Below are 26,280 nucleotides of genomic sequence, written 5' to 3' on the forward strand. Positions count from 1 at the left end.
TCTCCTGACGATGGCTCACGCACAGCGAGCGCAAAGAACGAACTAGATTCGCGCGCAAGCCATGTGCCCGCCAGGACCCGTATCAGGGCACGCAGCGGTTCCCCGACATTCCATCAATAGGCCTAAATGATCGGTGAGCCACCCGTCACGGCGATGGTCGCGCCTGAAATATAGCTGGCTTCATCGGATGCCAGCATCACATAGACCGGCGCGAGTTCGGCGGGTTGGCCCGGACGCTTCATCGGCACTTGCTGGCCGAATTTTTCGACCTTTTCCGCCGGCATCGTCGACGGAATCAACGGTGTCCAGATCGGCCCCGGCGCAACGCAATTCGCGCGAATGCCCTTTTCCGCCAGCAATTGCGCCAGGCCGCCGGTGAAATTCTGGATCGCGCCCTTGGTCGTCGCGTAGGCGATCAAGCCCGGATTCGGATGGTCCGCGTTGATCGATGTCGTATTCACAATGGCGGCGCCCGGCTTCATGTGTTTGACCGCCGCGCGCGTGAGCCTGAACATCGCGCCGATGTTGGTATCGAACGTCTTGTCCCATTCCTCGTCGGTGATCTCGTCGAGCGACGGATATGTCATCTGGTACGCGGCGTTGTTGACCAGCACGTCGAGCCGGCCGAATGCTTCAACCGCTTTGTCGACGATCGCATTGCAGTGCGCGGAGTTCGTAATGTCGCCCGGCACGAGCACCGCTTTGCGCCCTGCCTGTTCGACCCAGCGCGCCGTCTCGCGAGCATCGTCGTCTTCGTCCAGATAGGCGATCAGCACGTCCGCGCCTTCGCGCGCGAACGCAATGGCAACGGCGCGGCCAATGCCGCTGTCGCCGCCCGTGATGATCGCCGCCTTGCCGGCGAGACGTCCCGAGCCCTTATACGATTTCTCGCCGTGATCGGGCTGAGGCTGCATCACTGCCGTGCGGCCGGGCGTCTGATCCTGCTGTTGTCCGGGGAACGGTGGAGTGGGACGTTGTGTGTCGCTCATAACAAACCTCCAGAATACGAATGAACATGCGCGGCGTGCAAACAGCACGGCGTTGCAACGTAGCTAGCAACCTGCGGGCCCGCATGTCGTGGGGCTCCGTGGTGCATGCGTGTTGCACAGCGAGCATGCGTGGAGGATTGCGTGCGAATACGCGCTAAGAAATGCGCGGCAATGAGAGCGCGAGGAAGAAGCGGCACATGAGCGGAAAACAACGGTAGGTGTGAGACAAACGCACGGCAACGCGAAGCAAACCGAATATTTTTCAACCGCCGCGCAGGCTTTACGGCGGCCCCACTGCGTGCAGCGCTGCCGCCGATTCGAGCACGCGCAGCAGACGCTCAGGCGTCAACGGTTTCGCGCAATGCGCGTCGAAGCCGACAGCGCGAGCGCGCGCGCGGTCGTCGCGCGAGGCGAATGCAGTGCATGCAACCAGCAACATGTGCGCCGTCGACGGATGCGCACGCAGACGCCGCGCAAGTTCCAGGCCGTCAAGTCCCGGCATCTTGATGTCGAGAACGACTGCAAACGGCTGCCATTCCGACGCCATATCGCATACCGCATGCGGGTCTTCGAGCGCGCGGCATTCGAACCCGTCCGCGTTCAACAGCATTTGCAGCGCGTCCGCCGCTTCACGATAGTCGTCCACCACCAGCACGCGACGGTGAGAGGCCATCGCATACTGAATCGGTCGCCATACGACCACGTCTTCACTGTCGTCGAATCGGTTATCGAGCGTCACCATTTTCTCCGTTGCTTGTTGCGCGCGCCGCTTCCCGGCGCTCCGGGCAGACCCGGCGCACGTCCGCAAGATTCGCTCCCGCGTCGCGTCACTGTTTACATGCTTTCTGGACGAGCCGCTGTATGAAGCAGATACGGCCATCGTTATGAGTGTGTCGTTGTGGATACGTCGTTATTTATTCGTTATCCATTCGTCGCTGTGGGGTTATCCCGAACGATCGTCGATGAAACCCTTCAGCATCGCGAGTGTGTCCGCGTCGTCGATATGTTTGTCCGTGCGCCACCGTAGCATGCGCGGAAACCGCACGGCAACGCCGGACTTATGGCGCGTACTCGCCTGAATGCCTTCGAAGCCGATTTCGAATACGAGCGTCGGCGTCACGCTGCGCACCGGTCCGAATTTCTCGATCGTAGTCTTGCGCACGATGGCGTCAACCTGGCGCATTTCCTCATCGGTAAGACCCGAATACGCCTTCGCGAACGGCACGAGCGTGCGCACGCCGTTGGCTTCGTCCCACACGGCGAACGTGAAGTCAGTGTATAGACTTGCGCGGCGGCCGTGTCCGCGTTGCGCGTATACCAGTACGGCGTCGACCGCATACGGATCGATCTTCCATTTCCACCATGTGCCAGAAGCTTTGGTGCGGCCCACACCGTACATCGACTCGCGCTCTTTCAGCATCAACCCTTCGACGGCGCGCGCCCGGCTCTCTTCGCGCAACCCGGCGAGTGACCGCCAATCCGTTCCATGCACCAGCGGCGATACGCGAAAAAGGTCGCGTGCCAGCGTGCTGTCGAGCGATACGGCCAACGCATCGAGACGCGCCCGCCGTTGCGCGAGCGGCGTCATGCGCAAGTCTTCGCGGTGCGCTTCGAGCAGATCGTAAGCAAGCAGCGCGGCGGGCGAATCAGCGAGGATTTTTTTCGTCAGCGTCTTGCGAGCAATTCGCGGTTGCAAACGCGCGAACGGCAACGGCGCAACCGCGCCCGGTTCCCAGGCGAGAATTTCGCCGTCGATCACAAAGCCGTCAGGCAAGGCCTCACCCAACGCGGCCACTTCGGGAAAGCGATCGGTAATCAGATCCTCGCCGCGCGACCATAACCACACACGTCCGCCACGTTTGACGAGCTGCGCGCGAATGCCGTCCCACTTCCATTCGATCAGCCAATGCGACGGATCGCCGAGCGTCTCCGGTTCGGCCTGCAATGGATGCGCGAGAAAGAACGGATATGGCAAACCGAGATCGCTGTCGTGCCGCTCCGTCGATGGTTGCGCGTCTTGTTCCCTCGCCTGTGGCGCGATCAGACGCAAATAGCGCGCCGCGTCCGGCTTCTGCCGCGAGTCGGTCCATCCGACCATGCGTTGCGCAATCCGCTTATGGTCGACGCCCGCCACTTCCGCGAGCGCTCGCACCACCAGTTGCCGCGCGACGCCGACCCGAAAGCCGCCGCCAATCAGCTTCGTCAGCAGAAAACGGCCGCTCCAGTCGAGTTCGTCCCAATAGCTGAACAGACGCTCGCGCAATTCTTCCGGCGCGAGCCCGCGCAAGATCAGCACGCGTTGCTCGATCCATTGCGTGAGGCCGAGTTCGGAACTGCGTTGCGCTGGCGGCAGAATATGCGCGATGGTCTCGGCAAGATCGCCGACCGCGTGATACGACTCTTCGAAGAGCCATGCGGGCAGTCCGGCACGTTCGCGCGCGAACTCGGTGAGCAAACGCGTGGGTACCGATTGGCGCGGCTTGCCGCCGGCAAGAAAGTACGACGCCCATGCGGCGTCTTCAGGCGCGGCCACAGCGAAATAGCTCGTGAGCGCTTCGAGCTTGTCATGTGTGGACGTGGTCGCGTCGAGCGCGGTGTAAAGAGCGGCGAAGCGCTTCATGAGCGGCTCGCGGTATCGTCGAGTTCGTGTGTCTGCGCTTCGTTGTTCTGCACGCCCGCAGCACTGCTTTGCACGGCTATGTCGTCGCCGCCCAATGCGTCGGCTTCGACGGTATCGTCCCCGTATTGGGTCGCGAATGCTCCTGCTTCGAGCCCTTGCTCGCGCAGCCAGCGCACCATTGGTTCGACGTAGCCATGCGTGACGATCACGCGCTGCGCGCCCGTCGCGTGAATCGCAGTTTGCAGTGCGGGCCAATCGGCATGATCGGAAAGCACGAAGCCACGATCGACGCCGCGTCTGCGGCGCGCGCCGCGCAGACGCATCCAGCCGGAGGCGAACGCGTCGCTATAGTCGCCGAAACGTCGTAGCCATGCGCTGCCTTGCGCGGACGGCGGCGCGACAATGAGCGCCTGTTTGAACACCGCTTTGTCTTTCGGCGCAATTTCACTGACGAGCCGCACCGGCGGCAAATGCACGCCCGCATCGCGATAAGCGCGATTGAGCGGCTCGACCGCGCCATGACAGAAGATTGGGCCGATGCCCGCGTCGACGCTCGCCAGCACACGCTGCGCCTTGCCGAACGAATAGCAGAACAATACCGACGCGCGTCCTTGGGCGGCGTTATGACGCCACCATGAATCCACGCCGTCGAACACGGTTTGCGGCGGGTCCCATCTATAGATCGGCAGCCCGAAGGTCGATTCGGTGATGAACGTATCGCAACGCACGGGCTCGAACGCATCGCAGGTCGGGTCGGGGTCGAGCTTGTAATCGCCCGATGCGACCCACACGCGCCCGCAGTGCTCGATGCGCAATTGCGCGGAGCCCAGCACATGTCCCGCGGGATGCAGCGACACTGCGACGCCGTTGAGGTCGAGCCGTTCGCCGTATGCGAGCGTTTGCAGTGAGATGTCCGGCAGGCGCGAAAGCAGCACGCTCGCGCCCGCACGCGAGGCGAGGTAATGCCGATGCCCGAAGCGCGCGTGATCGGAATGCGCATGCGTGATGACCGCCCGTTCGACGGGCTGCCACGGATCGACAAAGAAGTTGCCGGCCGGGCAATACAAACCCTCAGGCCGCGCAACGACCAGGTCCGAAGGGGCGGCGCTTTGCGCTGCGATATTGAATGTCGATTCCGAAGCCATGTGGCACACCGTAAGCAAAGGCCATTCCTGGGCCGCCGCCGCGGCACTACCCGCGTCGCACAACGTGGCGACTTTCTTGCTTAACTACGCGTAAGCACATCGGCATGCGAGTGGCGAGGACCATGAATTCCATCATCGATAAGCACGCGCTGTACGTCGCGAAACATCCCGGCAGGTTTACGCTCGACACGCTCAAGGCGTTTCGCGCCAACCAGGGATTGCTGCTCGCCGGCGCGGTCGCGTATTACGCGTTGCTCTCCATCGTGCCGCTGATGATCCTCATCGTCATCGCACTGTCGCGCATCGTGCCGCAACACACTTTGCTCGCCGCGTTGGGGCATTTGCTGCGATGGCTCGTGCCGGGTCAATCGCGCGCGCTCGTGCATGAACTCGCCAATTTTCTTGAGCATCGCGCGGTGGTCGGCTGGGTGCTGTTCATCACGATGCTGTTCTTCAGTTCGCTCGCGTTTACCGTACTGGAAAACGCGATGTCGCTGATTTTTGTTCATCGTGTGGTCATACGGCGGCGGCATTTTTTGCTCTCGGCGCTGCTGCCGTATTGCTACATTCTGTTTCTCGGTGTCGGCGCGCTGCTTGTCACGCTGGTCTCGAGCGGACTCGAAGCCGTGGGCGCCGAAGGCGTCGATCTGTTGGGCACGCATATTTCGCTGCAAGGTCCATCGCGCGTGATGTTGTATCTGCTAGGTCTCGCGGGCGAGGTTTTCGTCCTGACGTCGATCTATATGGTGATGCCGGTCGGACGGCCATCGCTTAAGCATGCGCTGTTCGGCGGCGTCGTCGCTGCCGTGTTGTGGGAAATCACACGGCATGTGCTGGTCTGGTACTTCGCGACGCTTTCGCAGGTCAGCGTGGTCTACGGATCGCTCACCATGGCGATCGTCATTCTGTTCAGCCTCGAATGGCTTGCCACGTTGCTGCTGTTCGGCGCGCAGGTAATTGCCCAGTACGAGCGCTTCGGCCTCGAGCCGGGCGGCGCGCCAAAGCAGCCGATAAAGACCGGCTGATCCTTCGTCAGCGGTCCGGCAACGGCCGCGCCGCGAGACTGCGGTACCATTCTGTCTGATGCCGGACCGAGCGCATCCGCGGCTTCCATCCCGGCAGGCTCCAGGACTCGAGAATGAGCATCATCCAGCGCAATCACGTAAAGATTTCCGGCAACGGCTCCCGCACCATGGTGCTCGCGCATGGCTTCGGGTGCGACCAGAGCATGTGGCGCCGCCTCGCACCGTCGTTTCATGACGACTACCGCATCGTGCTGTTCGATCATGTTGGCAGCGGATCGTCTGATCTATCCGCGTACGACGCCGACAAATACGACTCGCTGCACGGCTATGCCGCCGACGTCATCGAGATCGTCCGCGAAGTGGCGGACGAACCCGTTGTATTCGTCGGGCATTCCGTGAGTTCGATGATCGGTCTGATTGCCGCTATCGAGGCGCCGCGGCTTTTTTCCGCGCAGGTGATGGTGAGCCCGTCGCCGTGCTATGTGAACGACGGCGACTACCACGGCGGCTTTACGCGCGAGGACATCGACGACCTGCTCATCACACTGGACAGCAACTATCTCGGCTGGTCGAGCGCAATGGCTCCCACCATCATGGGCGCGCCGGATCAGCCGGAACTCAGCGTTGAATTGACCAATAGCTTTTGCCGCACCGATCCGCGTATCGCCGCACAGTTCGCGCGCGTCACGTTTCTATCCGATCATCGCAAGATGCTGCCTTTTAACCCGACGCCCACGCTCATCCTGCAAGCAAGCGAGGACATCATTGCGCCGCGCGCGGTCGGCGAGTACATGCAGCGCACGATGCCCGACAGCACGCTGCGCGTCGTCGAGAATAACGGCCACTGTCCGCATCTGAGCGCGCCTCGCGCAAGCGCCGAGGCCATTGGCGATTTCCTCGCCACGGCAGGCCTTTAAAGCAATGCAAGGGACCGACCGCACCTTGCCCTTAGCCGATGCGCTGTTCGAGCACGCCGCCTGCGGGCTCGTCGTCACGGATCCCGACGGCCGCATCGTGCGCGCCAACGCGACCTTCTGCAAATGGCTCGGCTATGGCGCCGCAGAACTCTCGCAAGGCGTCGGTCTTCAGGACCTGCTCACCGCCGGCGGCAAGGTGTTCTTTCAGACGCATTGGGCGCCGCTTCTGCAGATGCAAGGCTCGGTCGCCGAAGTCAAGCTGAACATGATGCATCGCGACGGCCGTACGGTGCCGACGCTGCTCAATGCCGTGCGCCGCGTTCATGGCGAACAGAGCTACTTCGAAGTGGCGGTGCTGATCGTCGCGGATCGTCATAAGTACGAGCAGGAGCTATTGCTCGCGCGGCGTAATGCCGAGGCGTCCGTGGCCGCCCATCAGCGGGCGCAAAGAGAGTTGCAGGAAAGCCGCGACGTGTTGAGTCTCGCGATGCGCGGCGCGCGCATGGGCGCGTGGTCGCACGAACCGAAGACCGGCAAATTCTGGTGGAGCCGCGAATTGGAAGCGCTCGCGGGTTACGCTGAAGGACGTTTAGCCAACACGCCGCGCGGCTTTTTCGAACTGATCCACCCGGGCGATCTGCTTGCGCTGAACGAAGCCGTCGATCACGCGGTGCGAAGCCGGGAGGACTACGTCGCCGAGTTCCGCTTCCTGCATGCGAGCGGCGACTGGTGCTGGATGGAAGGCCGCGGCCGCGCCACCTACGACGACGAGGGCGAGCCGCTGATGATTTACGGCCTCGGCATCGACATTACCGAGGGCAAGCAGGCGCAGACCGTATTGCTGCGCCAGGCCGCGATTTTCGAGCATCTGAACGACGCAATCGTGATCACCGATTTGCGCGGCAATATCACCGACTTCAACGTCGGCGGCGAACGCATGCTGGGTTATCGCATGCGCGAGGTTCTCGGCAAGCCGGTCTCGATCTTCCTGCCGCCCGAAGACGCAGTGCGTATTCGCCGCGAAGTGCTCGCGGGTCTCGGCGCGTACGGCACCTGGCGCGGCGAGCTGCCGTTCGTGCGGCACGACGGTTCGCGCGGCGTCTGCGAAACCGTGGTCAAGCCGCTCGCCAACGCGCGTGGCGACATCTACGGCGCGGTCAGCATCAATCGTGACATTACCGAGCGGCGGCGCGCCGAACAGCAACTCACGCGGCTTAACCTCGAACTCTCGAAGGCCGATCGTCGCAAGGACGAATTTCTCGCCACGCTCGCGCATGAACTGCGCAATCCGCTTGCGCCGATGCGCAACGTCCTCGAAATTCTGCGTGCAAAAGAATTCGACGACCCGCAATTGAACTGGTCGCGCGACGTGTTCTCCCGCCAATTGCAACATATGACGCATCTCGTGGACGACCTGCTGGAAGTCTCGCGAATTACGCAGGGCAAGCTCGAATTGCGCAAGCAGCGCCTCGAACTCGCACGCGCGATGCAATCCGCGATGGAAGCCGCGCGTGCCACCGTGCAGGCCTCCGAGCATCATTTGAGCGTGACATTGCCCGGCGAGCCGCTGTTTCTCGACGCCGATCCCACGCGTCTTTCGCAAATGATCCTCAATCTGCTGAACAACGCGGCCAAGTACACGCCGCCTGGCGGCAGCATCTCGCTTGCCGCGCGACGCGAGGGCAACGAGGCCGTGATCGTGGTGCGCGATTCGGGCATCGGCATTCCTCGCGAACATCTGAACAGCGTGTTCGAAATGTTCTCGCAACTCGCGCCCGCGCTCGATCGCTCGCAAGGCGGACTCGGCATCGGCCTCGCGCTGGTGCGCGGCCTCGCGGAATTGCACGGCGGCACGGTCGCGGCATTCAGCGGCGGTCCGGGCGCGGGCAGCGAGTTTGTGATTCGCCTGCCGTTGTCGAGTGCCGCCGATGCGCCGGCTGACACGACGCAGCCAGAGAAGCCGCCGGCCACCGGCCTGCGGATTGTGATCGTCGACGACAACGCGGACGCCGCCGAGAGCCTCGCGATGGTGCTCGAACTCGAGGGCCACGACGTGCGCACGGCCAGCGACGGCATCGCGGGTCTCGAACTGATCGCCGAATTCGCCCCACAGGCGGTGATTCTCGACATCGGCCTGCCGCTGCTCAACGGCTACGAAGTGGCGCGCCGCGTTCGCCGCGATTATCCCGAGGCGGGCATCCGGCTGATCGCGGTGACAGGTTGGGGCCAGCAGCAGGACAAGCAGACTGCCGTGGAAGCCGGCTTCGATCATCACTTCACGAAGCCGGTCGATCCCAACGAACTGCAGCGGGTGCTGAGCGGACAGCAGAGCGGATGAACTCGCGCATGCTTGACGAAGCTCAGGTCACACGCAGCCTCGCCGCACGCAACATCATGCCTGATGCGAAGCAGCGCGATGCCATCGCGGCGCTGGTCGCCATGTTCAGCTCGGCGTTCGGCACGACGGTGGGCCGCGTTGGCTCGCAGCAATATCAGGGCGTCTACTGCCACGGAATGCCTGGGCGCGGCAAGAGTCTCGTAGTCGATACCGTGTTCGAACTGGCGAACTGCCGCAAGCGGCGCCTGCACTTCCACGAATTTCTACGTGAGATGAACCGGCGCCTCGTGAGCGAGCCGCGTGGCGACGACCGGCTCGGTTCGGTGTCGAAGCAATGGCTCCACGGAATCGAGCTGTTGTGCTTCGACGAATTTCATGTGCACGACATTGCCGATGCTTTTCTGATGGGCCGCTTTCTCGACACTGCGATCAAACTCGGCACACACATCATGCTGACGTCGAACTATGCGCCCGACGGTCTGCTGTCCGATCCCGAGTTTCACGAACGTTTCGCGCCGACCATCCAGCAGATCAAGCGGCATTTCCACGTGATTCATTTCGATGGTGCACGCGACTATCGTTTCGGCGGCGAAACGCATGAAACGCCGCGTTTCTTCTCGCCGCTCGACGCATCGACTAGCAACGCGCTGCGGCAAGTCTTCCTACGCCATGAAAGCAGCGGCGCATTGGAACCCGCGAAGGTCAGCGCCGCGGGCCGCCCGCTCGCCGCACGTGGGGTGGGCGCGGCAGTGTTGTGGGCCGACTTTGACAATCTGTGCGTGGCGAGCCGTTCGCATCTCGACTATCTCGATCTCGCCGAACGATGGCATGGGCTCATTGTCGATAACGTGCAGACAGAGTGGCTCACGAAATCGCACACGTTGCAGCGGTTCGTGTGGCTCGTCGATATTTTCTACGACCGTAAGCGCGCGCTGTTCATTGCGTCGGATCAGCCGATTCAGACTGCGTTGCGCGGACTCGAAGGCGCACATGATCTTTCGAGAACGCGGAGCCGGCTCGCCGAAATGCAATCGCGCGCTTATCGCAGCACGCTCGACAACGCGATGGACGCAAGTCACCCGGGACGATAAAAAAACCGGCGGCTTTGAAACACCGCCGGTTTGTTCAAAGCGCACGAATGCACTACTCCTGGCTGCGCTTGCCCTGAACCCGCGCGATCTGCTGTTTGGCCGCTTCGTATACACGCTCCGGTGTAAAGCCGAACTTCTTCTTCAGATCGGCAAGCGGCGCCGACGCGCCGAACGTATGCATGACCACTTGCGCACCGAGCCGGCCCACATAGCGGTCCCAGCCAAGCGTGGCTGCCTGCTCGACCGCCACGCGCGCGTCGACTTCGGGCGGCAGCACGGCGTCCCGATACGCGTCGTCCTGCCGCTCGAAAATATCCCATGACGGCATCGAGACTACGCGTGCAGCGATGCCCTCGCCCTTCAACTTCTCATAGACGTCGACGCATATTGACAACTCACTGCCCGTTGCGAGCAGGATCACTTGCGGCTTCTGTCCGTCGGGCGCATCGGCGAGCACATAAGCGCCCTTTTGCACGCCGGCCGCCGGCGCATAGCGGCTACGGTCCAGCGTGGGCAGCGGCTGCCGCGACACGACAATGCACGCCGGCCGCCGCCGCTGCGTGAGCGCGACGCGCCATGCTTCGGCCACTTCGTTCGCGTCGCCGGGACGCAGCACGGTAAGACCGGGCACGCCTCGCAGCGACGCCAGTTGCTCGATCGGCTGATGCGTCGGACCATCTTCGCCGACGCCGATCGAGTCGTGCGTGAACACATAGATCGCCTCGACTTCCATAATCGCCGACAGGCGGATCGGCGGCTTCATGTAGTCGCTAAAAATGAGGAACGTCGCACCGTACGGACGCAGATTCGACAACGCGAGGCCGTTGACCACGGCGCCCATTCCATGCTCGCGAATACCGAAATGCAGATTACGGCCGCCGTAGTTGTCGTATTCGAAACTGCCCGCACCTTCGAATTTCAGATTCGTTTTCGTGGATGGCGAGAGGTCGGCTGCGCCGCCGATTATCCACGGAACACGCGCGGCAATCGCGTTGAGCACTTTGCCCGACGACTCACGCGACGCCATGCCTTTCGGGTCCGCATCGAAAGTGGGAATGTCGGTGTCCCAGCCCACTGGCAATTCATGCGCCTCCATCTGCGCGAACTCGCGCGACAGTTCCGGATATTGCTTGCTGTACGTGTCGTATTTCGCCTGCCATTGCTCCCGCGCCGCTTTGCCGCGCGCGCCGATGCCCGCGGCGAAACGCTCATGTACGCCGTCGGGCACGTAGAAAAATTTGTCTTCGGGCCAACCATAGAACTTCTTCGCGAGCGCGACTTCCTCGACACCGAGCGCCTCGCCGTGCGCGGACGCCGTGTCCTGCTTGTGCGGCGCGCCCCAGCCGATGATGCTGTTGACCACGATTAGCGTCGGCCTGTCGGTAATGCTGTTCGCTTCGACGAGCGCGGCTTCGAACGCGGCGGCGTCGTTCGCATCGTTCACATGCAGCGTATGCCAGTTGTAGCCGCGAAAGCGGCTCTCCACGTCGTCGCTATAGGCGAGATCCGTGTGGCCTTCAATCGTCACGCGATTGCTGTCGTAGATCCAGATCAGATTGGACAGCTTCAGATGGCCCGCGAGTGAGGCCGCTTCGTGCGAGATGCCTTCCATCATGTCGCCGTCGCCGCACAGCGCGTAGACGCGGTAATCGAACAGCGGCGCGTCCGGCTTGTTGAAGCGGTTCTCGTACCAGCGCGCCGCCATCGCCATGCCGACGCTGTTGCCGAGGCCCTGGCCGAGCGGACCCGTGGTCGTTTCCACGCCGGTCGTCATCCGGTACTCGGGATGCCCCGGCGTTTTGCTGTCGATCTGGCGGAACCGCTCGATGTCCTCGAGCGAGACGGCGGGCTTGCCGGTCGGTTTGCCGTCTTCGTCAACGGCCTTCACGTTCGCCAGATGCAGCAGCGAATACAGCAGCATCGACGCATGTCCGACCGACAGCACGAAGCGGTCACGGTTCGGCCACAACGGCTCGTCCGGGTCGTAACGCAGATGGTTTTGCCACAGATGGTAGGCGACCGGCGCGAGCGCCATGGGCGTGCCGGGGTGGCCTGAATTCGCCTTTTGCACGGCGTCCATCGACAGCGTGCGGATCGTATTGATGCACAACTGATCGAGGGCGGGATCGTTTTGCATGGGACACTCCTTGTTCGGCCGTTGAGGATATGGCCGGCGCGCGCTGCCGCGACGTCGCCGGCGAACGGTGGTCATGGGAAACAACGCATGAAGAAGTCGGCAAGGTTTGTCGATGATGCGCCGATGCGCGCAAATGTGCACGCGGCGTGGCATCGCGGCTCTCATGCGCTGGCGCTGATGCGGGCGTGTCTTTCAGCGAGCTTGCGAATCGTCGTGGTTTCCGCGGCGCACTGCGAACGGCAATGGGCGCGAGCACGGCGTGCAAAACCGGCGCGACGCAGCCACTAAGCCGCGTTCAGCCAGTGCTCGCAAAGCGGCCCGTGCTTGCCGTCGACGGGGTCCATCGGCGGAAACGGCAGCGCGTGCATTGCCGCGAGTTCCTGCGGCGTGAGTGCGTCACGTCGAATATCCCACTGCTGCCCTGCCGGATAGGCTCCCACAACGCGAAAATGGCCCTCGAACGATTTCAGGCAATGACCAGTGCCGGCCGGCAGCAGCAACACGTCGCCAGCAGAAACGCTCACCACCTTCGCACCTGGACCGCCGACGATCACGTCAGCGGAACCCTCGGTGACGCCGAGCACTTCGTGCGCGGTCGAGTGGAAATGATGGTAGTCGAAGATGCCGTCGCGCCATTGCGGCGGCCATTGGTTGCGAGCGAATAGCAGTTCGAACGCGGCGGCAAGATCGCCGATGGCGGGATCGACAGCCTGCCGGTAAATCACGACCGGCAGCTTGCGGTTATTCGGTACCCAATCGTGCGGTTCCAGCATGAATGCTTCGTACTCGGTTTGAACCGCATCGAATGCGTGCTTCAACTCTTCCTGCATGGTTGGCTCCTGTGCGTAGCAATGGCGTCGAGTTTGCGGTGCGCGTCGGCGGGGCCCGCGTTGCACGAGCCGGTCGCGAGAGGCGCGTTTTGCACTGCCGCACAAACCGCGCCCGCCTCGCGCATTTCCACATGGTCGACACTCGATGCCGGACGCGCCTTTTGCCCCGCGTTCAACGCGCGCTGGGCAGCATGGGTTCAACCACCGCCGATGCCTTGCAGCACTTTGCCCGTGCCGCCACACACCGTGCATTGCGTGCCTTCGACCTTGCCGGTGCCGTGGCAAGCGCGGCAAATATCTTCACCGACGCCCGGTGCGTCGGGCGGCGCTTCATCGCCGGGGTTCAGGGGTTCGTTGTCCTGTTGCATGTGTCTCTCCGTTCAGTTTGACGGCATCAGTTCTGGTGCGACGCGCGGCCGCCGCCGCCCGCGGGTTCGCCGTGGGTGCCGGTGCCGAGCGGCACTTCGGCGGTCTGCTCGGGATGCTGGTCGGAGCGCCGCGGATTGGTTTCGTCCGCGACGCCGGTCTGTACGACAGGCTCGATGCCGAGCGGACTCGGTTCCACGTAGTGCGTGCCGCTCGGCTTGTTGCGCTCTTTCACTTCCGGCGAAACCTCGGGAGCGTCGGAATTCTCGCGGGGTGTGTCGGGCTGCATATCGCTCTCCTTTTATCGGCTACCTTTTTATTTCCAGCAACATACGGACCCTGCGTGTCCCGCGTGGGTCCGGTGCGTATGCACGCGTATTGGGCACATCCATTGCGGGAAAAAAGCTGAAGCTCCGGATTCATCTTTGTAAAAAGGAGAACCCCATGACGATCACGACAATTCGCGTATCCGACACCGAAGTGCAGGTCGAACGAACGCTGTACACGTTCGCGCAGAAGAGCGACGCGGATGCCTTCGCGCAGTGCGTAGTGAACGATTCGATCGACGCGTGTTATCGCAGCCATCCGCCCGTGTCGGCGCGGCCCACGGTGCCGGACGAACATCCTGACGATCCGAATCGCGGCAGCACGATCTCGCCGTCGCTCGGCGGAATGCCTTAAAACGTGGCTCGGGCACCGCTCGACGCAGCGTTCAACGTTCACTTCTCCGGCGACGCGCGGTCCGCCGCCACGATCTGCCTGCCATATTCGATGGCGGCGCGGCGCGCCTCGTCGGCGGTCTCGTACGGCCCGATTTCAGGCGCGCCATCGAATGGGAAAAGAATCCTCCTGTCCGCTTTTCTGACGACCTTGAGACCACCTACGTAACGGCCGTCGCCTGTTCCGTGATAGCTGGCGTAAATCTCGAACTCGTCGTCAGCGACGTCGGCCCTGTGTCGCGCCATTTGTATATTCCTTGTCCCTGTACTTTCAGTGTTCGATCGCACCCACGCTTTGCCGCGCAATGCCATTCGCATCGTGCGTCACGGAAGCGAGCAATAGGCGTTCCACACGGGAGAGGCGCTACGCAAAAGGCGATGGACGGATGGCGAGTGGCATGCGCATTGCACGCATGAAGACATAGGAGGTAACGATGACTCTGTCAGACACGCATGACGTGCCGCCGTTCGTCATGCATACGCCGATGCCGCCCGAGATTGATCCGGAGGCACCACCGCCTCCGAACATCGATCCGGATCCGCCCCCCACGCCCGACGACGAGCCTGGCGGCCCGCCGCCCGGCGCACCCGACGGCGACCCGCCAGCGAAACCGCCGCCGATGCGTGCGCGACAGCGCCTTGCATGACGGGCGTGCGATGACGCCGCTAACGACGACGCACTCGGGCGAATGCTCTTTAGCGATGCGCTATCGATGCCGCCGCCACACACTCACGCTGCGCATCAGAACTGATGCAGCATGCCGACATACGCGCCGGTTTGCGATTCGCCGACGAGTGGACTCGTGTTGCTAGTCGAATCGCGCGGCGATGCTTCGAGCGAGAAGTTCGCGTTGCTGCTGTTGCGCACGTAGCCGACGGTGCCGTAGACGAACGTGCGCTTCGAGAGGTTGTAGGTCGTGCCGAGCACATACATCATTGCGTGACCGGAGGGATCGTGCGCGGCGTTGCCGGTGCCGTCGCCGACTTTCACGTAGTAGCCGCCGGCGGTTACAGCCCAGCGTGGCTGGAAGTTGTAGGTCGCGCCTAGCCAGTAATGGTCGGCGCTATCCGGCACTCCCGCCGGCGAATCCGGCGCCGAGTAATGCGTATAGGCGCCCTGAATCTTCACCGCATCGAAATGGACGTTCGCACCGACGAAGTACTCGCGCGAGCTCTGAAAGATATTCGAGAACCGGCCATTGCTGTCGCGCAGTTCGTCGTAGATGCCGCGCACGTCGAAGCGTGGCGAATGATAGGTCAGCATGATGCCGTCGGAGCGGCCGAACTCGCCGCTCGCGCCGCTGTTGAACGCGCCGGGCTGATTGCCGAAGGCATATTGCGCCTGTACGTCGAAGCCCCAGAACACCGGGCTGTGATATTCGACGTTATTGCTGGTTTGCTGCCAGTTGCGCCCACGCACGAGCGATGCCGATGAAAAGGCCTGCTGCACGAACGGATCGAATTCCCACACGCCGTCGCTGTCGATAAACAGATTGCGGCCGGCTTGCAGCGTGCCCCAGTGCTGGCTGCTGAGACCCACGAATGCGCGCCGCGACCAGAGACGTCCACCGCTCGTCGTACCGTCCATCACTTGCAGGCCGGTTTCCAGGTTGAAGATTGCCTTCAGTCCGCCGCCCAGTTCTTCATTGCCTTTGAGGCCGAGCATACTGGTGCCCCAATCGCCGCCTTCCGCGCGCCAACGGCTCGCACTTCCGCCCGCGCCATTGTTAATGTGATTCATATACTCGACGCCGGCATCCAGACGGCCATAGAGCGTCACGCTCGTTTGACCGTATGCAAGAGGACTTGCCACCGCAAGAGCGGTCACCAGTTTTATGTGTAGTCTCATTGTCTTGCCGTGAGTTTCTTGTGACGCTGTACGGGGCAAAGCATGGGGCAAAGCACGGAGCAAAGCGAACTGCGGGGATGAGCCAAACGGGCGGCGAGCGCGATGCTGAAAGACTACACGCGTTGCCGCCGAACTATAGGCGATAGGCGCTTCACCGACTATTCGTTTCGCGCAATAGACTTTTGCGACGCGTGCACTCGATTTCACGCGCAGGCATTGCATCGGCGAATCGAAAGCCGGCCAAGTTAAGATAGCGGCTCAATCGGCATGAAGCCAGATGGAATGCGTTGCGGCTTTATAAGGTTTCACTTTCACCCATCAAATCCCCATGAATGCGCCCGATCTGATCGAAGACGAATACCTTGGCCATTATCGACGCGCGACAGAGACCGGTGCGCAGTGGTGGCGCGTGACTGTGGCGGACCGGCCCGAGACGTACCGGCTCGAACATGGCGTCGATGAAGGCGACCGACCGGGTGCCGTCGATATGGACCTGGTGGTCGATGCGGAAAATCTGCGAGCGAAGCTGAAGAAATGGCGCCGCGAGGGCTTCGCGATGCAATCCGCCGATGCCGCTGGCGAAACGTCCGCGTCTGCGGCTGATCGCCTCGCCTTCATGCCGGAGTTGCAGCGCGCCGCGGCGCTGGCCTCGGCGGCCAAACACCGGCAGCGTGAAGAGCATGAAACGAGCGTGCGCATCGGTCATGTCGACGTGCGTTGCGGTGTCGACAATCCGCTCGTGCCGCGCATCAATCCCGCGTATCTGTTTTCGATGCGCTTTAACGACATTCTCGAAGACATCGTGGAAAACCGGCGCGTGATGCTGATCGGTCACACGGGCGCGGGCAAGACCAGTCTGATCGAACAGGTCGCCGCGCGTTCGCATCACGGCGTGCTGCGCTCGAACATGAACGGCCAGACGACCGTCGGCGATTTTGTCGGCTTCTGGACGGTCAAGGGCGGCGAAACGCTATGGGTCGACGGCGTGCTGCCGACCGCGATGCGCGAGGGCCTGTGGCTGATCGTCGACGAAATCGATTTTGCGGAGCCGTCGATTCTCGCGGCACTGACCGCGGTGCTCGAACCGCACGGCCGTCTCGTGCTGAAAGAGAAAGGCAATGAGATCGTCGCACCGCATCCATCGTTTCGGCTGTTCGCCACCGCGAACGCGGTGGGCGCGATGAGTCAGTTCCGCCATTTGTACCAGGGCGCGAATCTGATGAACGAGGCGTTTCTCGATCGCTGGCGCGTGTATCTGCTCGACTATCTGTCGCCTGCTGAAGAAACCGATGTGTTGATCCGCACGCTGGCGCCGCACATGACGCGCGCGCTGGCCGCGACGCTCGCCGCGATTGCCGCCGACTGCCGCGCGGCCTTCGCACGCGAAGACCTGTCGAGCGCGTTCTCGACCCGGCGCCTGCTCGACTGGGCCGAGCTGATGCTGCGCACAGGCGACCCCGAACGCGCCGCGGGCCCGGCGATCTATGCGAAGGTGAGCCCCGAAGACGCCGCGTTGATTCGAGGCATCATTCGCCATCACATTGCGCCGGCGGGCTGACGCGCGCCATGAACGCAAGGCATGCTCCGAGGCAAACGCGGGACACGCGCGGCTTCGCGTTCGAATCCACGCTCGGCAAGATAGCCCGCGTGCTGACGGGACAATACGGCGTGACGGTCGCGTTCAGTCCGGATGGTCCGCGCGTCGAGCCTGGCCGCATCGTGATACCCGACTACGAGCTGAACGGCGGCATCGAGCGCGATGTGCTGATTGGCTATCTGGATCTGCTCGTGGCACGCGCGAAGCATGCGTCGCTCGCGCAACTTGACACGTTGCCGTCGGGCGTCGCGGCGAATCTCGCCCAAGTGATCGACGACCGTCGCGTGTGCGCTCAACTGCTCGACGAATATCCGGGCGCGCGCTGGTTCATCGGCAAATTGCGCGCGCATGCCGCCGAGCGCGCGCAGCAGCGTTGGCCAACGCTACATTGGCGCGACGGGCTCGTATGGCTGGTCGAGCGCACGCTGTGGGACGAAAAGCCCAGCGCGACCGAGGCAAGCCACTCACTGCTGGCTGCGTTGCATGCCGCGCAGGATATTCTCGTGCAGGCCCGCGCGAGCGTTTCGACCGCGCATAGCATAGCGACGGCGCAAGCCCTGGTGGACCGCGTGCGCGCGTTGTCCGCAGGCGATGTCAACACCATGACATTCACCGCCGGCCCCGTCGAGGATATCGAAACGGACACGGCAGCCGCATCGTTCGCGTCGTTCGATGACGACGCGATGCTCCCCAATCACGAGAGCGCTGCCTCGCCGCCGTCCGACCGAAGCGGCGGCTCGCAAGCGGAAAACGCGGTGGGCATGGGGCAATCTCTCGCCGACGCACGGCAGCCGTCCGCTAGTTCGGACAGCGCAGCGGGCACGCCGCGCGACTTCGCGCGGCCCCAACTTTCGATCCCGCTCGCCACCGAATTCGACGTGATCGCCGATCTCACCGGCCAGGGCGACAACGCCGCATGGCGCGAGCTGCGGGCGCAGGCCCGCGCGGACACGGCGCCGCTCAAGGAGAAGCTCGAACGCGCGCTGAGCGCCGACGAGCGCACCCGCTGGCGTCGCGAGCAGGAGCGCGGCGAGATCGACCACACGGCGCTGGCGCGGCTCGCGACTTCGCCGGGCTATCGCACGCCGTTCCGCACGCAGCGGCCGTCCAAGGGACGCGACGTTGCGATTACGCTGCTGATCGACCGCAGCGGTTCGATGGCGGGCCGCAAGATCGAACTCGCGCGGCTGTGTGCAAGCGCGCTCTGCGATGCGCTCACGCAGTTATCGTTCGATTGCGAAGTGCTCGGCTACTGCTCGCTCGAATCCGCGCCGATGAAGCAGTTATACGAGCGGCAGCGCGCGGCCGGCGCCGATTTGCGGCGCTATAACCGCTTCGTCGAGCGGCTCGATCTGAAGGTGTACAAGCGCTTTGGCGCGACCGATCTGAGCGGCATAGCCGCGATCGATTGCGGCCACGAGAATCCGGACGGCGAGGCGCTGGCATGGGCGGCCGCGCGGCTCGCCGATCATCCGGCCGAGCGGCGCATGCTGATCGTGTTCTCGGACGGCTATCCGTCGACCGGCGACGGCGACCCGCAGGTGCTGCGCAGCGATCTGCGCGAACGCGTCGCGGCGATCGGCAAGCGCGGCATCGAACTGGTGGGCATTGGCGTGCTGACCGACGCCGTCGAGGACTTCTATCCGCACAATGTGGAGGTCAGCCGTCTCGCAGAGTTGCCGTCCACGGTGTTCTCCGTGTTGAGTTCGATGCTGCTCGTGCGTTGATTTTCGCGCTGTACCTCGCTGGTACTTCACTGTCACCTATTTGGCTACCGGCTGCATCGTCGCGATAGGAATCAGGAATTCGGAGAAACCGGTAAGCATGATCTGCACGCCGATGCACAGCAGTAAAAACGACGACACGCGCATCGCCACCTTGGTGCCTTCCACGCCGAGATATCTCGCGAAGATGACCGCGCGGCTATAGATCACATAGACGGTGAGCGCAACCGTGAGTGAGATCACGACCGACGCGATGCTCGACAGCACGAACTCCGAGAGCTTATGCGTGCGGTTCGCCGTCAGCGCAATGGCCGTGGCAATCGAGCCGGGCCCAGTGGTCAGCGGAATCGTCAGCGGGAAAAACGCCTTCGCTTTCGCGTTCTCCGCATCCACACGCTTTACGGTCGGCTGTTCGGCCGGCTGCGTGTCGGGCGCATTCAGCATTTGCCAGCCGCCGACCGCGACAGCGAGTCCGCCGCCGATGCGCAGTGCCTCCATCGAAATGCCGAAGAAGTGCAGGATCGGCGTGCCGATAAAAAACGCCACCAGCAGCACGCACACGACGTTAATCGCGATCTTTCTCGCGAGCGCGTTGCGCTCTTCGATGGTCAACGAAGCAGTCCGGTCCAGGAAAACAAAAGCAATGCCAATAGGGTTGATGATGCTGATCAGCCCGGTAAAGCCAAACAGAATGTCCGAGATCAGACTTTCGACCATATGCGATCCGTGTCGAGCGGCGGCGGCCCAGGCATCCCGACTGCTGCACAGTAGGCACGCCGCATCATGTTGATAGAAACTGGAAGCGCCGAACCATCCGGACGATGCTCGCGTTGCGTGGCCAAAATCATATCGCGGCGCGATAGAGAACCGTGAAAAACGCCGGCAGCATGCATGTGCGCGGCGGCGGCGTCTTGCCATCGTGCGCTGCGGCGCAACAAGGAGTGAACCGCTGATGCAACGCTACACAAAAATGAAACGCTGATCGATGCGCCCACAACTTTCAGAAAGCCTACACTTTTTTGACTTACTTTACGCGACCGAAGCATCAGGCATACAGTCGCCAGCGAAGCTGAACTTTCAACGAGAGGTACTTACCGTTCGAGGAGTTGCCCAATGTTGCTTCGTGTACTCGCCGCGTTGCCGTTCATCGGCATTCTGCTCGGTGTCCCGTTTGTGAACCGTGTCGAGCCGCTCGTGTTCGGCATGCCGTTCGTGCTGGGCTGGATCGTCGCATGGGTGGTGCTGAGTTCGATCATCATGGCGATCATCTACCGTCTGGACCCGTCCAACCGACATATCGCCGCTGATGGCGAGGAGGTCCGCCCATGAGCGCACTCGTCATCATTGCGGCCATCACGCTGTTCGCGCTCTTTCTCGGCGTGCGCGCGAAGCATGGCCACGACATGAGCCTCGAGCAATGGACCGTGGGCGGCCGCAGCTTCGGCACGGCCTTCGTGTTCCTGCTGATGGCCGGCGAAATCTATACGACCTTCACGTTCCTCGGCGGTAGCGGCTTTGCATACGGCAAGGGCGCGCCCGTCTATTACATCCTCGCGTACGGCACGCTCGCGTACATTCTGTCGTACTGGATGCTCCCGCCAATCTGGCGTTACGCAAAACAGCAGCGTCTCGTTTCGCAGCCGCACTTTTTTACCCGCAAATACGAGAGCCCCGCGCTGGGAACGCTCGTCGCGCTCGTTGGCGTGGCCGCACTGATTCCCTACCTCGTGCTGCAACTGAAGGGCTTGGGCATCATCGTGGCGACCGCTTCATATGGCGCGATTCCGTCGACGGCCGCGATATGGATCGGCGCCGCGGTGGTCACCGTGTATGTGATTGTCTCCGGTGTGCGCGGCTCGGCCTGGAACTCGGTCGTGAAGGATTTGCTGATTCTTGCCATCGTGCTATTCCTCGGCATCTATCTGCCGCTGCACTACTACGGCGGCCTCGGCGAAATGTTCCATGCAATCGACGCCGCCCGCCCCGGCTTCCTGACCTTCCCCGCCAAGGGTTCGAGCGTGACGTGGTTCCAGTCCACCGTGCTGCTGACGGCGCTCGGCTTCTTTATGTGGCCGCACACGTTCGGGTCGATTTTCACCGCGAAGGACGAGCGCATTTTCCGCCGCAACGCGATGGTGCTGCCGCTGTACCAGCTGATCCTGCTGTTCGTGTTCTTCGTGGGCTTCGCGGCCACGTTGAAAGTGCCGGGCCTGAAGGGCGGCGACATCGATCTGTCTTTGTTCCGTCTGTCGTTGCAGACCTTCGACCCGTGGTTCGTCGGCGTGATCGGCGCAGCCGGCATTCTGACTGCGCTAGTGCCCGGCTCGATGATTCTCACGTCGGCCTCCACGCTACTCGCGAACGACGTCTATCGCGGCATGTTGAACCGCAACGCGTCTGACGCCGCCGTGGGGAACCTGGCGCGCATCCTCGTGCCGGTCGTCGCGCTGGTCGCGGTCGCCTTCACGCTGCACGGCGGCGAGACCATCGTGGCTTTGCTGCTGATGGGTTACAGCTTCGTGACGCAGCTCTTCCCTGCGGTGATCTGCAGCCTGTTCCCGCGTAACCGGGCGACGAAGCAAGGCGCGTTTTGCGGCATTGTCGCGGGCGTCGCGGTGGTCACGATCACCACGACGATGCACCTGACCATCGGGCAATTGATGCCGTTTCTGCCTGACGCGTTGAAGGACGTCAACATCGGTTTTATCGCGCTGGCAGTCAACGTGATCGTCTTCGTCATTGTTAGCGCGATGACGCAAAGCGGGCGCGTCGAGCGTACGCACGCATCGGCGCATTGAAGTCGACGCGCTTGGGCGCCCATTGGGGAAGCCGTCGCATCGCGCGCCGGCTTTTTCTGTTCTGCGCCTAGGTGCTTAGCGAGGGCGCGATGCGAACGCGTAGCCGTTCTTGCCGCGTCGCTTGACCTGATACATTGCTTCGTCGGCGGCGGCCACGAGGCGGCGATAATCGTCGACGAGATCGGGATAGCTCGCAATGCCGATGCTCGCGCGAACCATGCCCATGCCCATCTGCTCGTCCGTGCGAACCACGCAGGCAATCAGGCGCTGCGCGATCTCGCCCAGTTCTTCATCCGCGGAAAACTCGCGCACCAGCACTGCGAATTCGTCGCCGCCGATCCGCGCGACAATATCGTGCCGGCGCACCGATTGACGAAAGCGTTGCGAGACCGCGATCAGAAACTCGTCGCCCACGCGATGACCGAGCGAATCGTTGACCTGCTTGAAGCCGTCGAGATCCATGTACAGCACCGCCATTTTCACGGGCGTCGCATAAATTCGCGCTTGCGTCGCGGCATCTTCGAGCGCGGCAAAAAGTTTGCGCCGGTTCGCGAGACCGGTCATCGGATCGTGCAGCGCCGCGTGCTGGAATTCGTCCGACTGACCGGCCAACTGGCGGTTACGTTTGGCGTACATGCCGAGCGCGGTGATCAGCATGCAGAAGAGCAGCGCCGCCACCGCGATCAACACGCGCGCGACGTGGGTGATCCGCTTGCGCACGTCGGCGCTATCGGCGTCGCGTTGCGCGTGCCAATAGGATGACGCGTCGCTCAACAACGCATCCATGTCGGCGAGCGTGGCATCGGGCAATAACACTGACGACGGAATATGCGGCGCGTCAGCGGGGCTCGCATTCACCAGCGCCGCGAGCGACGCGAGACGCCGCGTGAGTTCGGCGCGCGCCTGCCGATAGCCGTCGGCCGCGCTCTCATGCGCGCCCGGCACCTGCTCCCACGCGCCGACACGCGCACGAGCGGTTTCCGCGCGCTCGACCGCTTCCAGCACGAGGGCTGCGTATTCCTGTTTGACCTGATCTGAAAACGCGGCTCTGATCTGCATCGCAAGATACAGGAGGCCGATCAGCAGGCACAGCAGCGACGCCACGGCGACCGTGGCGGGACCGTGCCTGAGGCGCCATCCGTTAGCGCGCGGTGGGCCCGGGCGCAAGGCTAAAAGCGGCTCAGGGATGCGAGTAGAGGTCTTGCTGGCTTCCACTGCCATGTTGTCGATAGCTCACGCGTCGAAAGAACGAACCCATCCTTGCAAACAGATTGCTTTTGCGCCGCGGGCTGGTCGCTGAAGCGCGCCGTTCCGGCTGCGCGTATCTCGCTTCCTTGACGGACCGCGTCGATGCGAGTTGCGGCGCGGCAGGTTCGGGGGTACTCGTCGCGCGCGGCATTGGGCGAAGTAAAGCGGCCGGCTCGGCTGCAGCGGCGGTGGCATCGGCGAGATTGTCCGCGAGCGCTTCGGCCTGCGGAGCGCGTGTGACTTGCCCTGACCACACTGACGGTTTCCGGTCCGCTTCAGCGGTCGAGGCTACGGATTCCGCGGGAAGCGCTGGAAGGTTCAGCAGCACAGGCGTGTCCGCTCGCGCGCTCGCGTCGATGCCCGGTCTTTCCGCCAAGGCGTTGATGGCTGACGTCGCAAGCGGCGCCGCGGATATTGCAGGCGTCGCGATTGGCGCCGTCGCTACCGTTGCTGAAGGCGGCGTTGTGAAGGGTGCCGTCGTGGCGATTGAACTACCGGCTTCAGGCGACGATTTCGCCAGCACGGCGGCCGTATTGCCCGATGCGGGCATTCTCAACGCCTGGCGCGCGCGGGCGATGGCCTCGGCGTATGTCTGCTGGTCGCTGTTGAACCAGACGCCGTACGCCACCGTGCCGACCACGCCGAACGCGAGTGCGCTCGCCGCCGCTACGCACAGCGCGAGACGTCCGAACCGGGCCGGCGCCGCGCTCGTTCCTTCGAGGTCGCCGCTTTCGAAGCCTGCATGGTCGCTATGTCCGCGGACATGAGGCAAGTCGGGATCGTTGTACATCGCAATACGCTCCGCAATTCTTCCGTCTGACGCTCCATCAGGCTTGGGTCACACAATTTCGCACGGTCGATGCAAACGCTGCTGGAAGAATGTAACGCTCTCGTCCGGTAGCGACAACACGACTACGTTCTGCTTACGACGTCTGTTCGGCACAACGCATTCAGGTCTGGAAAACGGGTAAAACGTTCAACGCTCCATGCATTTGCGACAACGCGCCGTCCGTCGAGTTCGGCCAGCGCGAGCGCAAAGCCCCGTCAGCCATGGCGGTGAAGCCGCCGGCAGGCTCGGGGCGGCCAACTACTATGCAATAAGCACGCCTGGGTAAGCAGGCCGCGATGGACGCTTCCGACCCTGCTAAAACCACCGCGGCCTTCTGCGCGGACATGGTTGCGCTATCCACTAAATCGAGGAATTTTTGCCGCCAGCTTGTGCGCGCCGAAGAGTGAGACTTGCTAGTGCGAGGCCGGCGAATTGCCGGCGCGCCGCTGCTCGGCGGCCCCGTCGCAGTGCTGGCGCGTGCCGACGATATTTCGGCGAAAAAGCGCTATGGCAACAATGGAACGCTCGCCAATTCATTAAGCGCGCATTCCCAATTATTGAACGGTGATGGTCTCTTTCATGTTCGGATGAATGCCACAAAACACGTTGTAGACTCCGGGTTTGTCGAATTTGAACTGATACGTGTCGTTCTGATCGAGCGCCGCGGAGCGGAACATGCCGGCGTCGTTGACCACGGTATGCGGCTCGCCATCGAGGTTTTTCCACGTCACCGTCGCTCCCGCTTTGACGGTGAGAGCCATTGGCGAAAACATGAAGTTCCTGATGACTACCGCGTTGGGGGCTTCCGCCCATGCCAACGAAAGCGCGCTTGCGCCTGCAAAAAAGGCGGCACTGGTAAGAAAGCCCGGCAGCACTCGGCGAATGAAATTATCTGGCATGACTGATCTCCTGTCGACCCGGCCGGCGCCTGGCGCTGACGCGGGTTCCATGAAAGTACTTGCTCCAGTTGAAAGCGCTTGCTACGAGACCAACGTCGCGTCGGCGAGCGTCGACTTCAGCGGATGACGCGCGATCGTCACGCTCGTCACGCCGAGCATCCTGGGAAGCTGATCGCTCGCGACGGTCAACGGGCCGGGGCCCGGACCATTGCCCGCCGCAGGCTGCGGATACGCGGTCGAACGTGCGGTGTGAAAAGTAATGTTGCCCTCCACCTTCGAAATAATCTGGTGGATATGGCCGTTCAACACAGTGACCGAGCCGAAGCGCTTCAGATAGCTCATGGCCTGGCCCGCGTCGCCGGTGCCCCATCCCCATGGCTCGTAGATCGTCCACATCGGCATATGCGCGAAAACGACGACCGGCGTGCTCGATGAGCGTCCCTTCAGATCGCTTTCGAGCCACTCGAGTTGTTCGTCGCCAAGACTGCCGAGGCCGTTCGGCTTGAAGTGCATCACGTTGACGAGGCCCACAAAGTGCACGCCGTTATGATCGAAGCTGTAATAACCCTTGTTATTAGACGGTTTACCGAAGCGGCTGAAGTATTCGATTCCCGGCCCGTCGGTTACGTCGTGCTCGCCGGGCACCGTATGTAGCTCCGTAATTTGCATACCCGACAGCAACTGCGCGGCGAGATCGAATTCAGACGCTTTCGAAAGATGCGTGATGTCGCCGGTATGAATGGCCAGCGCGGGTTTGACGGGCATTGCGTTGACGAACTCGATGGTCTGCTTCAACGTGCCTGCAACGTCAGGATTGGCTTCCTTGTTGAAGCCGATGTGCGTATCGCTGATTTGCAGGAAAAGCGGCACACCGTTTGCCGCGGACGATTTCGCGTCGGCGGCCAGCGCGAGGTGCACCGGCGTCAGAACGCCGCCCGCGAGAACGAACAGCGTGCCCGCGCCGCCGAACGCGAGACATTTCAGCGCGCCGCGCCGCGACAGATCGAATGAATGTGATGACATGTAGGCCTCCACGATAAAGAGCCGCCGACGGGCGCTGGCTTATCCAGCGTCCTTCGGGCTCGTTTCGTCAGGCATGACCGCCGTCGCGCGGGTTTTATTCCCGCTGCGGCGCGAGTTCACGGCAGACAAACGTGAT

25 protein-coding genes are annotated in these 26,280 nt (G+C 62.6%); 10 read left to right on the forward strand and 15 right to left on the reverse strand.

The features are described from left to right. Positions 1-122 precede the first annotated feature (122 nt). From C0Z16_RS16070 to C0Z16_RS16085, 4 genes are all read right to left on the reverse strand, one after another. Positions 123-989 (reverse strand): SDR family oxidoreductase, encoded by an 867-nt coding sequence (locus tag C0Z16_RS16070; RefSeq protein WP_102633111.1) that lies wholly within the window; start codon positions 987-989, stop codon positions 123-125. Positions 990-1,269: 280 nt separating this feature from the next. Beyond that, complete coding sequence (locus C0Z16_RS16075) at positions 1,270-1,728, reverse strand: response regulator (protein WP_102633235.1); 459 nt, start codon at positions 1,726-1,728, stop codon at positions 1,270-1,272. 204 nt (positions 1,729-1,932) lie between these two features. Continuing rightward, a complete protein-coding gene (locus C0Z16_RS16080; RefSeq protein ID WP_102633112.1) occupies positions 1,933-3,609 on the reverse strand; it encodes an ATP-dependent DNA ligase in 1,677 nt (558 codons plus the stop codon). Next, a complete protein-coding gene (locus tag C0Z16_RS16085) occupies positions 3,606-4,754 on the reverse strand; it encodes a ligase-associated DNA damage response exonuclease (RefSeq protein WP_102633113.1) in 1,149 nt (382 codons plus the stop codon). The genes C0Z16_RS16080 and C0Z16_RS16085 overlap by 4 nt, the downstream gene beginning before the upstream one ends. 122 nt (positions 4,755-4,876) lie before the next feature. Between C0Z16_RS16085 and C0Z16_RS16090 the strand changes: the two genes are divergently transcribed. From C0Z16_RS16090 to zapE, 4 genes are all read left to right on the forward strand, one after another. Beyond that, on the forward strand, positions 4,877-5,779 hold the full coding sequence (locus tag C0Z16_RS16090; protein ID WP_102633114.1) for a YihY/virulence factor BrkB family protein: 903 nt from the start codon (positions 4,877-4,879) through the stop codon (positions 5,777-5,779). A gap of 113 nt (positions 5,780-5,892) precedes the next feature. Then, a complete protein-coding gene (locus C0Z16_RS16095; RefSeq protein ID WP_102633115.1) occupies positions 5,893-6,696 on the forward strand; it encodes an alpha/beta fold hydrolase in 804 nt (267 codons plus the stop codon). Positions 6,697-6,700: 4 nt separating this feature from the next. After that, positions 6,701-9,034 carry a hybrid sensor histidine kinase/response regulator gene (locus tag C0Z16_RS16100; RefSeq protein ID WP_102633116.1) on the forward strand — a complete coding sequence of 778 codons (2,334 nt, stop codon included), beginning with the start codon at positions 6,701-6,703 and terminating at the stop codon, positions 9,032-9,034. Between the two features lie 8 nt (positions 9,035-9,042). After that, positions 9,043-10,125: a cell division protein ZapE gene (gene zapE / locus C0Z16_RS16105; RefSeq protein WP_102633236.1), complete on the forward strand. Its 1,083-nt coding sequence runs from the start codon at positions 9,043-9,045 to the stop codon at positions 10,123-10,125. Between the two features lie 52 nt (positions 10,126-10,177). Here zapE and tkt read toward each other — a convergent pair whose 3' ends face one another. From tkt to C0Z16_RS16125, 4 genes are all read right to left on the reverse strand, one after another. After that, positions 10,178-12,262 carry a transketolase gene (tkt, locus tag C0Z16_RS16110; protein WP_102633117.1) on the reverse strand — a complete coding sequence of 695 codons (2,085 nt, stop codon included), beginning with the start codon at positions 12,260-12,262 and terminating at the stop codon, positions 10,178-10,180. A gap of 284 nt (positions 12,263-12,546) precedes the next feature. Next, positions 12,547-13,092, reverse strand: a complete 546-nt coding sequence (locus tag C0Z16_RS16120; protein WP_102633119.1) for a cupin domain-containing protein — start codon at positions 13,090-13,092, stop codon at positions 12,547-12,549. A gap of 197 nt (positions 13,093-13,289) precedes the next feature. Further along, complete coding sequence (locus C0Z16_RS38170) at positions 13,290-13,460, reverse strand: hypothetical protein (protein WP_167403528.1); 171 nt, start codon at positions 13,458-13,460, stop codon at positions 13,290-13,292. A 26-nt stretch (positions 13,461-13,486) separates the two neighbouring features. Then, positions 13,487-13,747 carry a hypothetical protein gene (locus tag C0Z16_RS16125; protein WP_102633120.1) on the reverse strand — a complete coding sequence of 87 codons (261 nt, stop codon included), beginning with the start codon at positions 13,745-13,747 and terminating at the stop codon, positions 13,487-13,489. 155 nt (positions 13,748-13,902) lie between these two features. Between C0Z16_RS16125 and C0Z16_RS16130 the strand changes: the two genes are divergently transcribed. Then, entirely contained in the window at positions 13,903-14,139 is a 237-nt protein-coding gene (locus C0Z16_RS16130) for a hypothetical protein (protein WP_102633121.1), read from the forward strand. Positions 14,140-14,177: 38 nt separating this feature from the next. On the opposite strand, the gene C0Z16_RS16135 is transcribed toward C0Z16_RS16130, so the two are convergent. Next, positions 14,178-14,423 carry a DUF6723 family protein gene (locus C0Z16_RS16135; RefSeq protein ID WP_102633122.1) on the reverse strand — a complete coding sequence of 82 codons (246 nt, stop codon included), beginning with the start codon at positions 14,421-14,423 and terminating at the stop codon, positions 14,178-14,180. Positions 14,424-14,611: 188 nt separating this feature from the next. Here C0Z16_RS16135 and C0Z16_RS16140 point away from each other — a divergent pair, with 188 nt between their 5' ends. After that, entirely contained in the window at positions 14,612-14,824 is a 213-nt protein-coding gene (locus C0Z16_RS16140) for a hypothetical protein (protein ID WP_102633123.1), read from the forward strand. Positions 14,825-14,919: 95 nt separating this feature from the next. Here the strand turns inward: C0Z16_RS16140 and C0Z16_RS16145 are convergent, their stop codons facing one another. Then, positions 14,920-16,026 (reverse strand): porin, encoded by a 1,107-nt coding sequence (locus tag C0Z16_RS16145; RefSeq protein WP_102633124.1) that lies wholly within the window; start codon positions 16,024-16,026, stop codon positions 14,920-14,922. 328 nt (positions 16,027-16,354) lie between these two features. On the opposite strand from C0Z16_RS16145, the gene C0Z16_RS16150 reads away from it, so the two are divergent. Both C0Z16_RS16150 and C0Z16_RS16155 read left to right on the forward strand, forming a co-directional pair. Continuing rightward, complete coding sequence (locus tag C0Z16_RS16150) at positions 16,355-17,584, forward strand: AAA family ATPase (RefSeq protein WP_102633125.1); 1,230 nt, start codon at positions 16,355-16,357, stop codon at positions 17,582-17,584. A gap of 8 nt (positions 17,585-17,592) precedes the next feature. Next, entirely contained in the window at positions 17,593-19,350 is a 1,758-nt protein-coding gene (locus C0Z16_RS16155) for a cobaltochelatase CobT-related protein (RefSeq protein ID WP_102633126.1), read from the forward strand. Positions 19,351-19,386: 36 nt separating this feature from the next. On the opposite strand, the gene C0Z16_RS16160 is transcribed toward C0Z16_RS16155, so the two are convergent. Next, entirely contained in the window at positions 19,387-20,064 is a 678-nt protein-coding gene (locus tag C0Z16_RS16160; RefSeq protein WP_102633127.1) for a MarC family protein, read from the reverse strand. A 396-nt stretch (positions 20,065-20,460) separates the two neighbouring features. Between C0Z16_RS16160 and C0Z16_RS16165 the strand changes: the two genes are divergently transcribed. Together C0Z16_RS16165 and C0Z16_RS16170 are read left to right on the forward strand one after the other, a co-directional pair. Beyond that, a complete protein-coding gene (locus tag C0Z16_RS16165; RefSeq protein ID WP_102633128.1) occupies positions 20,461-20,676 on the forward strand; it encodes a DUF3311 domain-containing protein in 216 nt (71 codons plus the stop codon). Then, positions 20,673-22,145 carry a sodium:solute symporter family protein gene (locus tag C0Z16_RS16170; RefSeq protein WP_102633129.1) on the forward strand — a complete coding sequence of 491 codons (1,473 nt, stop codon included), beginning with the start codon at positions 20,673-20,675 and terminating at the stop codon, positions 22,143-22,145. Before C0Z16_RS16165 ends, C0Z16_RS16170 begins: the two co-directional genes overlap by 4 nt. Before the next feature lie 75 nt (positions 22,146-22,220). On the opposite strand, the gene C0Z16_RS16175 is transcribed toward C0Z16_RS16170, so the two are convergent. The 4 genes from C0Z16_RS16175 to C0Z16_RS16190 form a co-directional block, all read right to left on the reverse strand. Further along, complete coding sequence (locus tag C0Z16_RS16175) at positions 22,221-23,366, reverse strand: GGDEF domain-containing protein (protein WP_102633130.1); 1,146 nt, start codon at positions 23,364-23,366, stop codon at positions 22,221-22,223. Continuing rightward, on the reverse strand, positions 23,326-24,183 hold the full coding sequence (locus tag C0Z16_RS16180; RefSeq protein WP_102633131.1) for a hypothetical protein: 858 nt from the start codon (positions 24,181-24,183) through the stop codon (positions 23,326-23,328). Before C0Z16_RS16180 ends, C0Z16_RS16175 begins: the two co-directional genes overlap by 41 nt. A gap of 593 nt (positions 24,184-24,776) precedes the next feature. After that, positions 24,777-25,121, reverse strand: a complete 345-nt coding sequence (locus C0Z16_RS16185) for a cupredoxin domain-containing protein (protein WP_102633132.1) — start codon at positions 25,119-25,121, stop codon at positions 24,777-24,779. A gap of 81 nt (positions 25,122-25,202) precedes the next feature. Continuing rightward, positions 25,203-26,144, reverse strand: coding sequence for a metallophosphoesterase family protein (locus C0Z16_RS16190; RefSeq protein ID WP_102633133.1), 942 nt, complete (start codon positions 26,142-26,144; stop codon positions 25,203-25,205). Positions 26,145-26,280 lie beyond the last annotated feature (136 nt).

Origin of the sequence: Paraburkholderia rhynchosiae (genome assembly GCF_002879865.1) — a bacterium.
GTDB classification, from domain to species: Bacteria; Pseudomonadota; Gammaproteobacteria; order Burkholderiales; family Burkholderiaceae; genus Paraburkholderia; species Paraburkholderia rhynchosiae.

Excerpts from the sequence above, each read along its gene's own strand:
- C0Z16_RS16140 (WP_102633123.1), top strand. The coding sequence starts at position 14,612 with ATGACTCTGTCAGACACGCATGACGTGCCGCCGTTCGTCATGCATACG.
- zapE (WP_102633236.1), top strand. The coding sequence starts at position 9,043 with ATGCTTGACGAAGCTCAGGTCACACGCAGCCTCGCCGCACGCAACATC.
- C0Z16_RS16090 (WP_102633114.1), top strand. The coding sequence starts at position 4,877 with ATGAATTCCATCATCGATAAGCACGCGCTGTACGTCGCGAAACATCCC.
- C0Z16_RS16125 (WP_102633120.1), bottom strand. The coding sequence starts at position 13,747 with ATGCAGCCCGACACACCCCGCGAGAATTCCGACGCTCCCGAGGTTTCG.
- C0Z16_RS16120 (WP_102633119.1), bottom strand. The coding sequence starts at position 13,092 with ATGCAGGAAGAGTTGAAGCACGCATTCGATGCGGTTCAAACCGAGTAC.
- C0Z16_RS16185 (WP_102633132.1), bottom strand. The coding sequence starts at position 25,121 with ATGCCAGATAATTTCATTCGCCGAGTGCTGCCGGGCTTTCTTACCAGT.
- tkt (WP_102633117.1), bottom strand. The coding sequence starts at position 12,262 with ATGCAAAACGATCCCGCCCTCGATCAGTTGTGCATCAATACGATCCGC.
- C0Z16_RS16085 (WP_102633113.1), bottom strand. The coding sequence starts at position 4,754 with ATGGCTTCGGAATCGACATTCAATATCGCAGCGCAAAGCGCCGCCCCT.
- C0Z16_RS16175 (WP_102633130.1), bottom strand. The coding sequence starts at position 23,366 with ATGGCAGTGGAAGCCAGCAAGACCTCTACTCGCATCCCTGAGCCGCTT.
- C0Z16_RS16190 (WP_102633133.1), bottom strand. The coding sequence starts at position 26,144 with ATGTCATCACATTCATTCGATCTGTCGCGGCGCGGCGCGCTGAAATGT.
- C0Z16_RS16165 (WP_102633128.1), top strand. The coding sequence starts at position 20,461 with ATGTTGCTTCGTGTACTCGCCGCGTTGCCGTTCATCGGCATTCTGCTC.
- C0Z16_RS38170 (WP_167403528.1), bottom strand. The coding sequence starts at position 13,460 with ATGCAACAGGACAACGAACCCCTGAACCCCGGCGATGAAGCGCCGCCC.
- C0Z16_RS16135 (WP_102633122.1), bottom strand. The coding sequence starts at position 14,423 with ATGGCGCGACACAGGGCCGACGTCGCTGACGACGAGTTCGAGATTTAC.
- C0Z16_RS16150 (WP_102633125.1), top strand. The coding sequence starts at position 16,355 with ATGAATGCGCCCGATCTGATCGAAGACGAATACCTTGGCCATTATCGA.
- C0Z16_RS16160 (WP_102633127.1), bottom strand. The coding sequence starts at position 20,064 with ATGGTCGAAAGTCTGATCTCGGACATTCTGTTTGGCTTTACCGGGCTG.
- C0Z16_RS16080 (WP_102633112.1), bottom strand. The coding sequence starts at position 3,609 with ATGAAGCGCTTCGCCGCTCTTTACACCGCGCTCGACGCGACCACGTCC.
- C0Z16_RS16130 (WP_102633121.1), top strand. The coding sequence starts at position 13,903 with ATGACGATCACGACAATTCGCGTATCCGACACCGAAGTGCAGGTCGAA.
- C0Z16_RS16070 (WP_102633111.1), bottom strand. The coding sequence starts at position 989 with ATGAGCGACACACAACGTCCCACTCCACCGTTCCCCGGACAACAGCAG.
- C0Z16_RS16145 (WP_102633124.1), bottom strand. The coding sequence starts at position 16,026 with ATGAGACTACACATAAAACTGGTGACCGCTCTTGCGGTGGCAAGTCCT.
- C0Z16_RS16100 (WP_102633116.1), top strand. The coding sequence starts at position 6,701 with ATGCAAGGGACCGACCGCACCTTGCCCTTAGCCGATGCGCTGTTCGAG.
- C0Z16_RS16155 (WP_102633126.1), top strand. The coding sequence starts at position 17,593 with ATGAACGCAAGGCATGCTCCGAGGCAAACGCGGGACACGCGCGGCTTC.
- C0Z16_RS16170 (WP_102633129.1), top strand. The coding sequence starts at position 20,673 with ATGAGCGCACTCGTCATCATTGCGGCCATCACGCTGTTCGCGCTCTTT.
- C0Z16_RS16180 (WP_102633131.1), bottom strand. The coding sequence starts at position 24,183 with ATGTACAACGATCCCGACTTGCCTCATGTCCGCGGACATAGCGACCAT.
- C0Z16_RS16095 (WP_102633115.1), top strand. The coding sequence starts at position 5,893 with ATGAGCATCATCCAGCGCAATCACGTAAAGATTTCCGGCAACGGCTCC.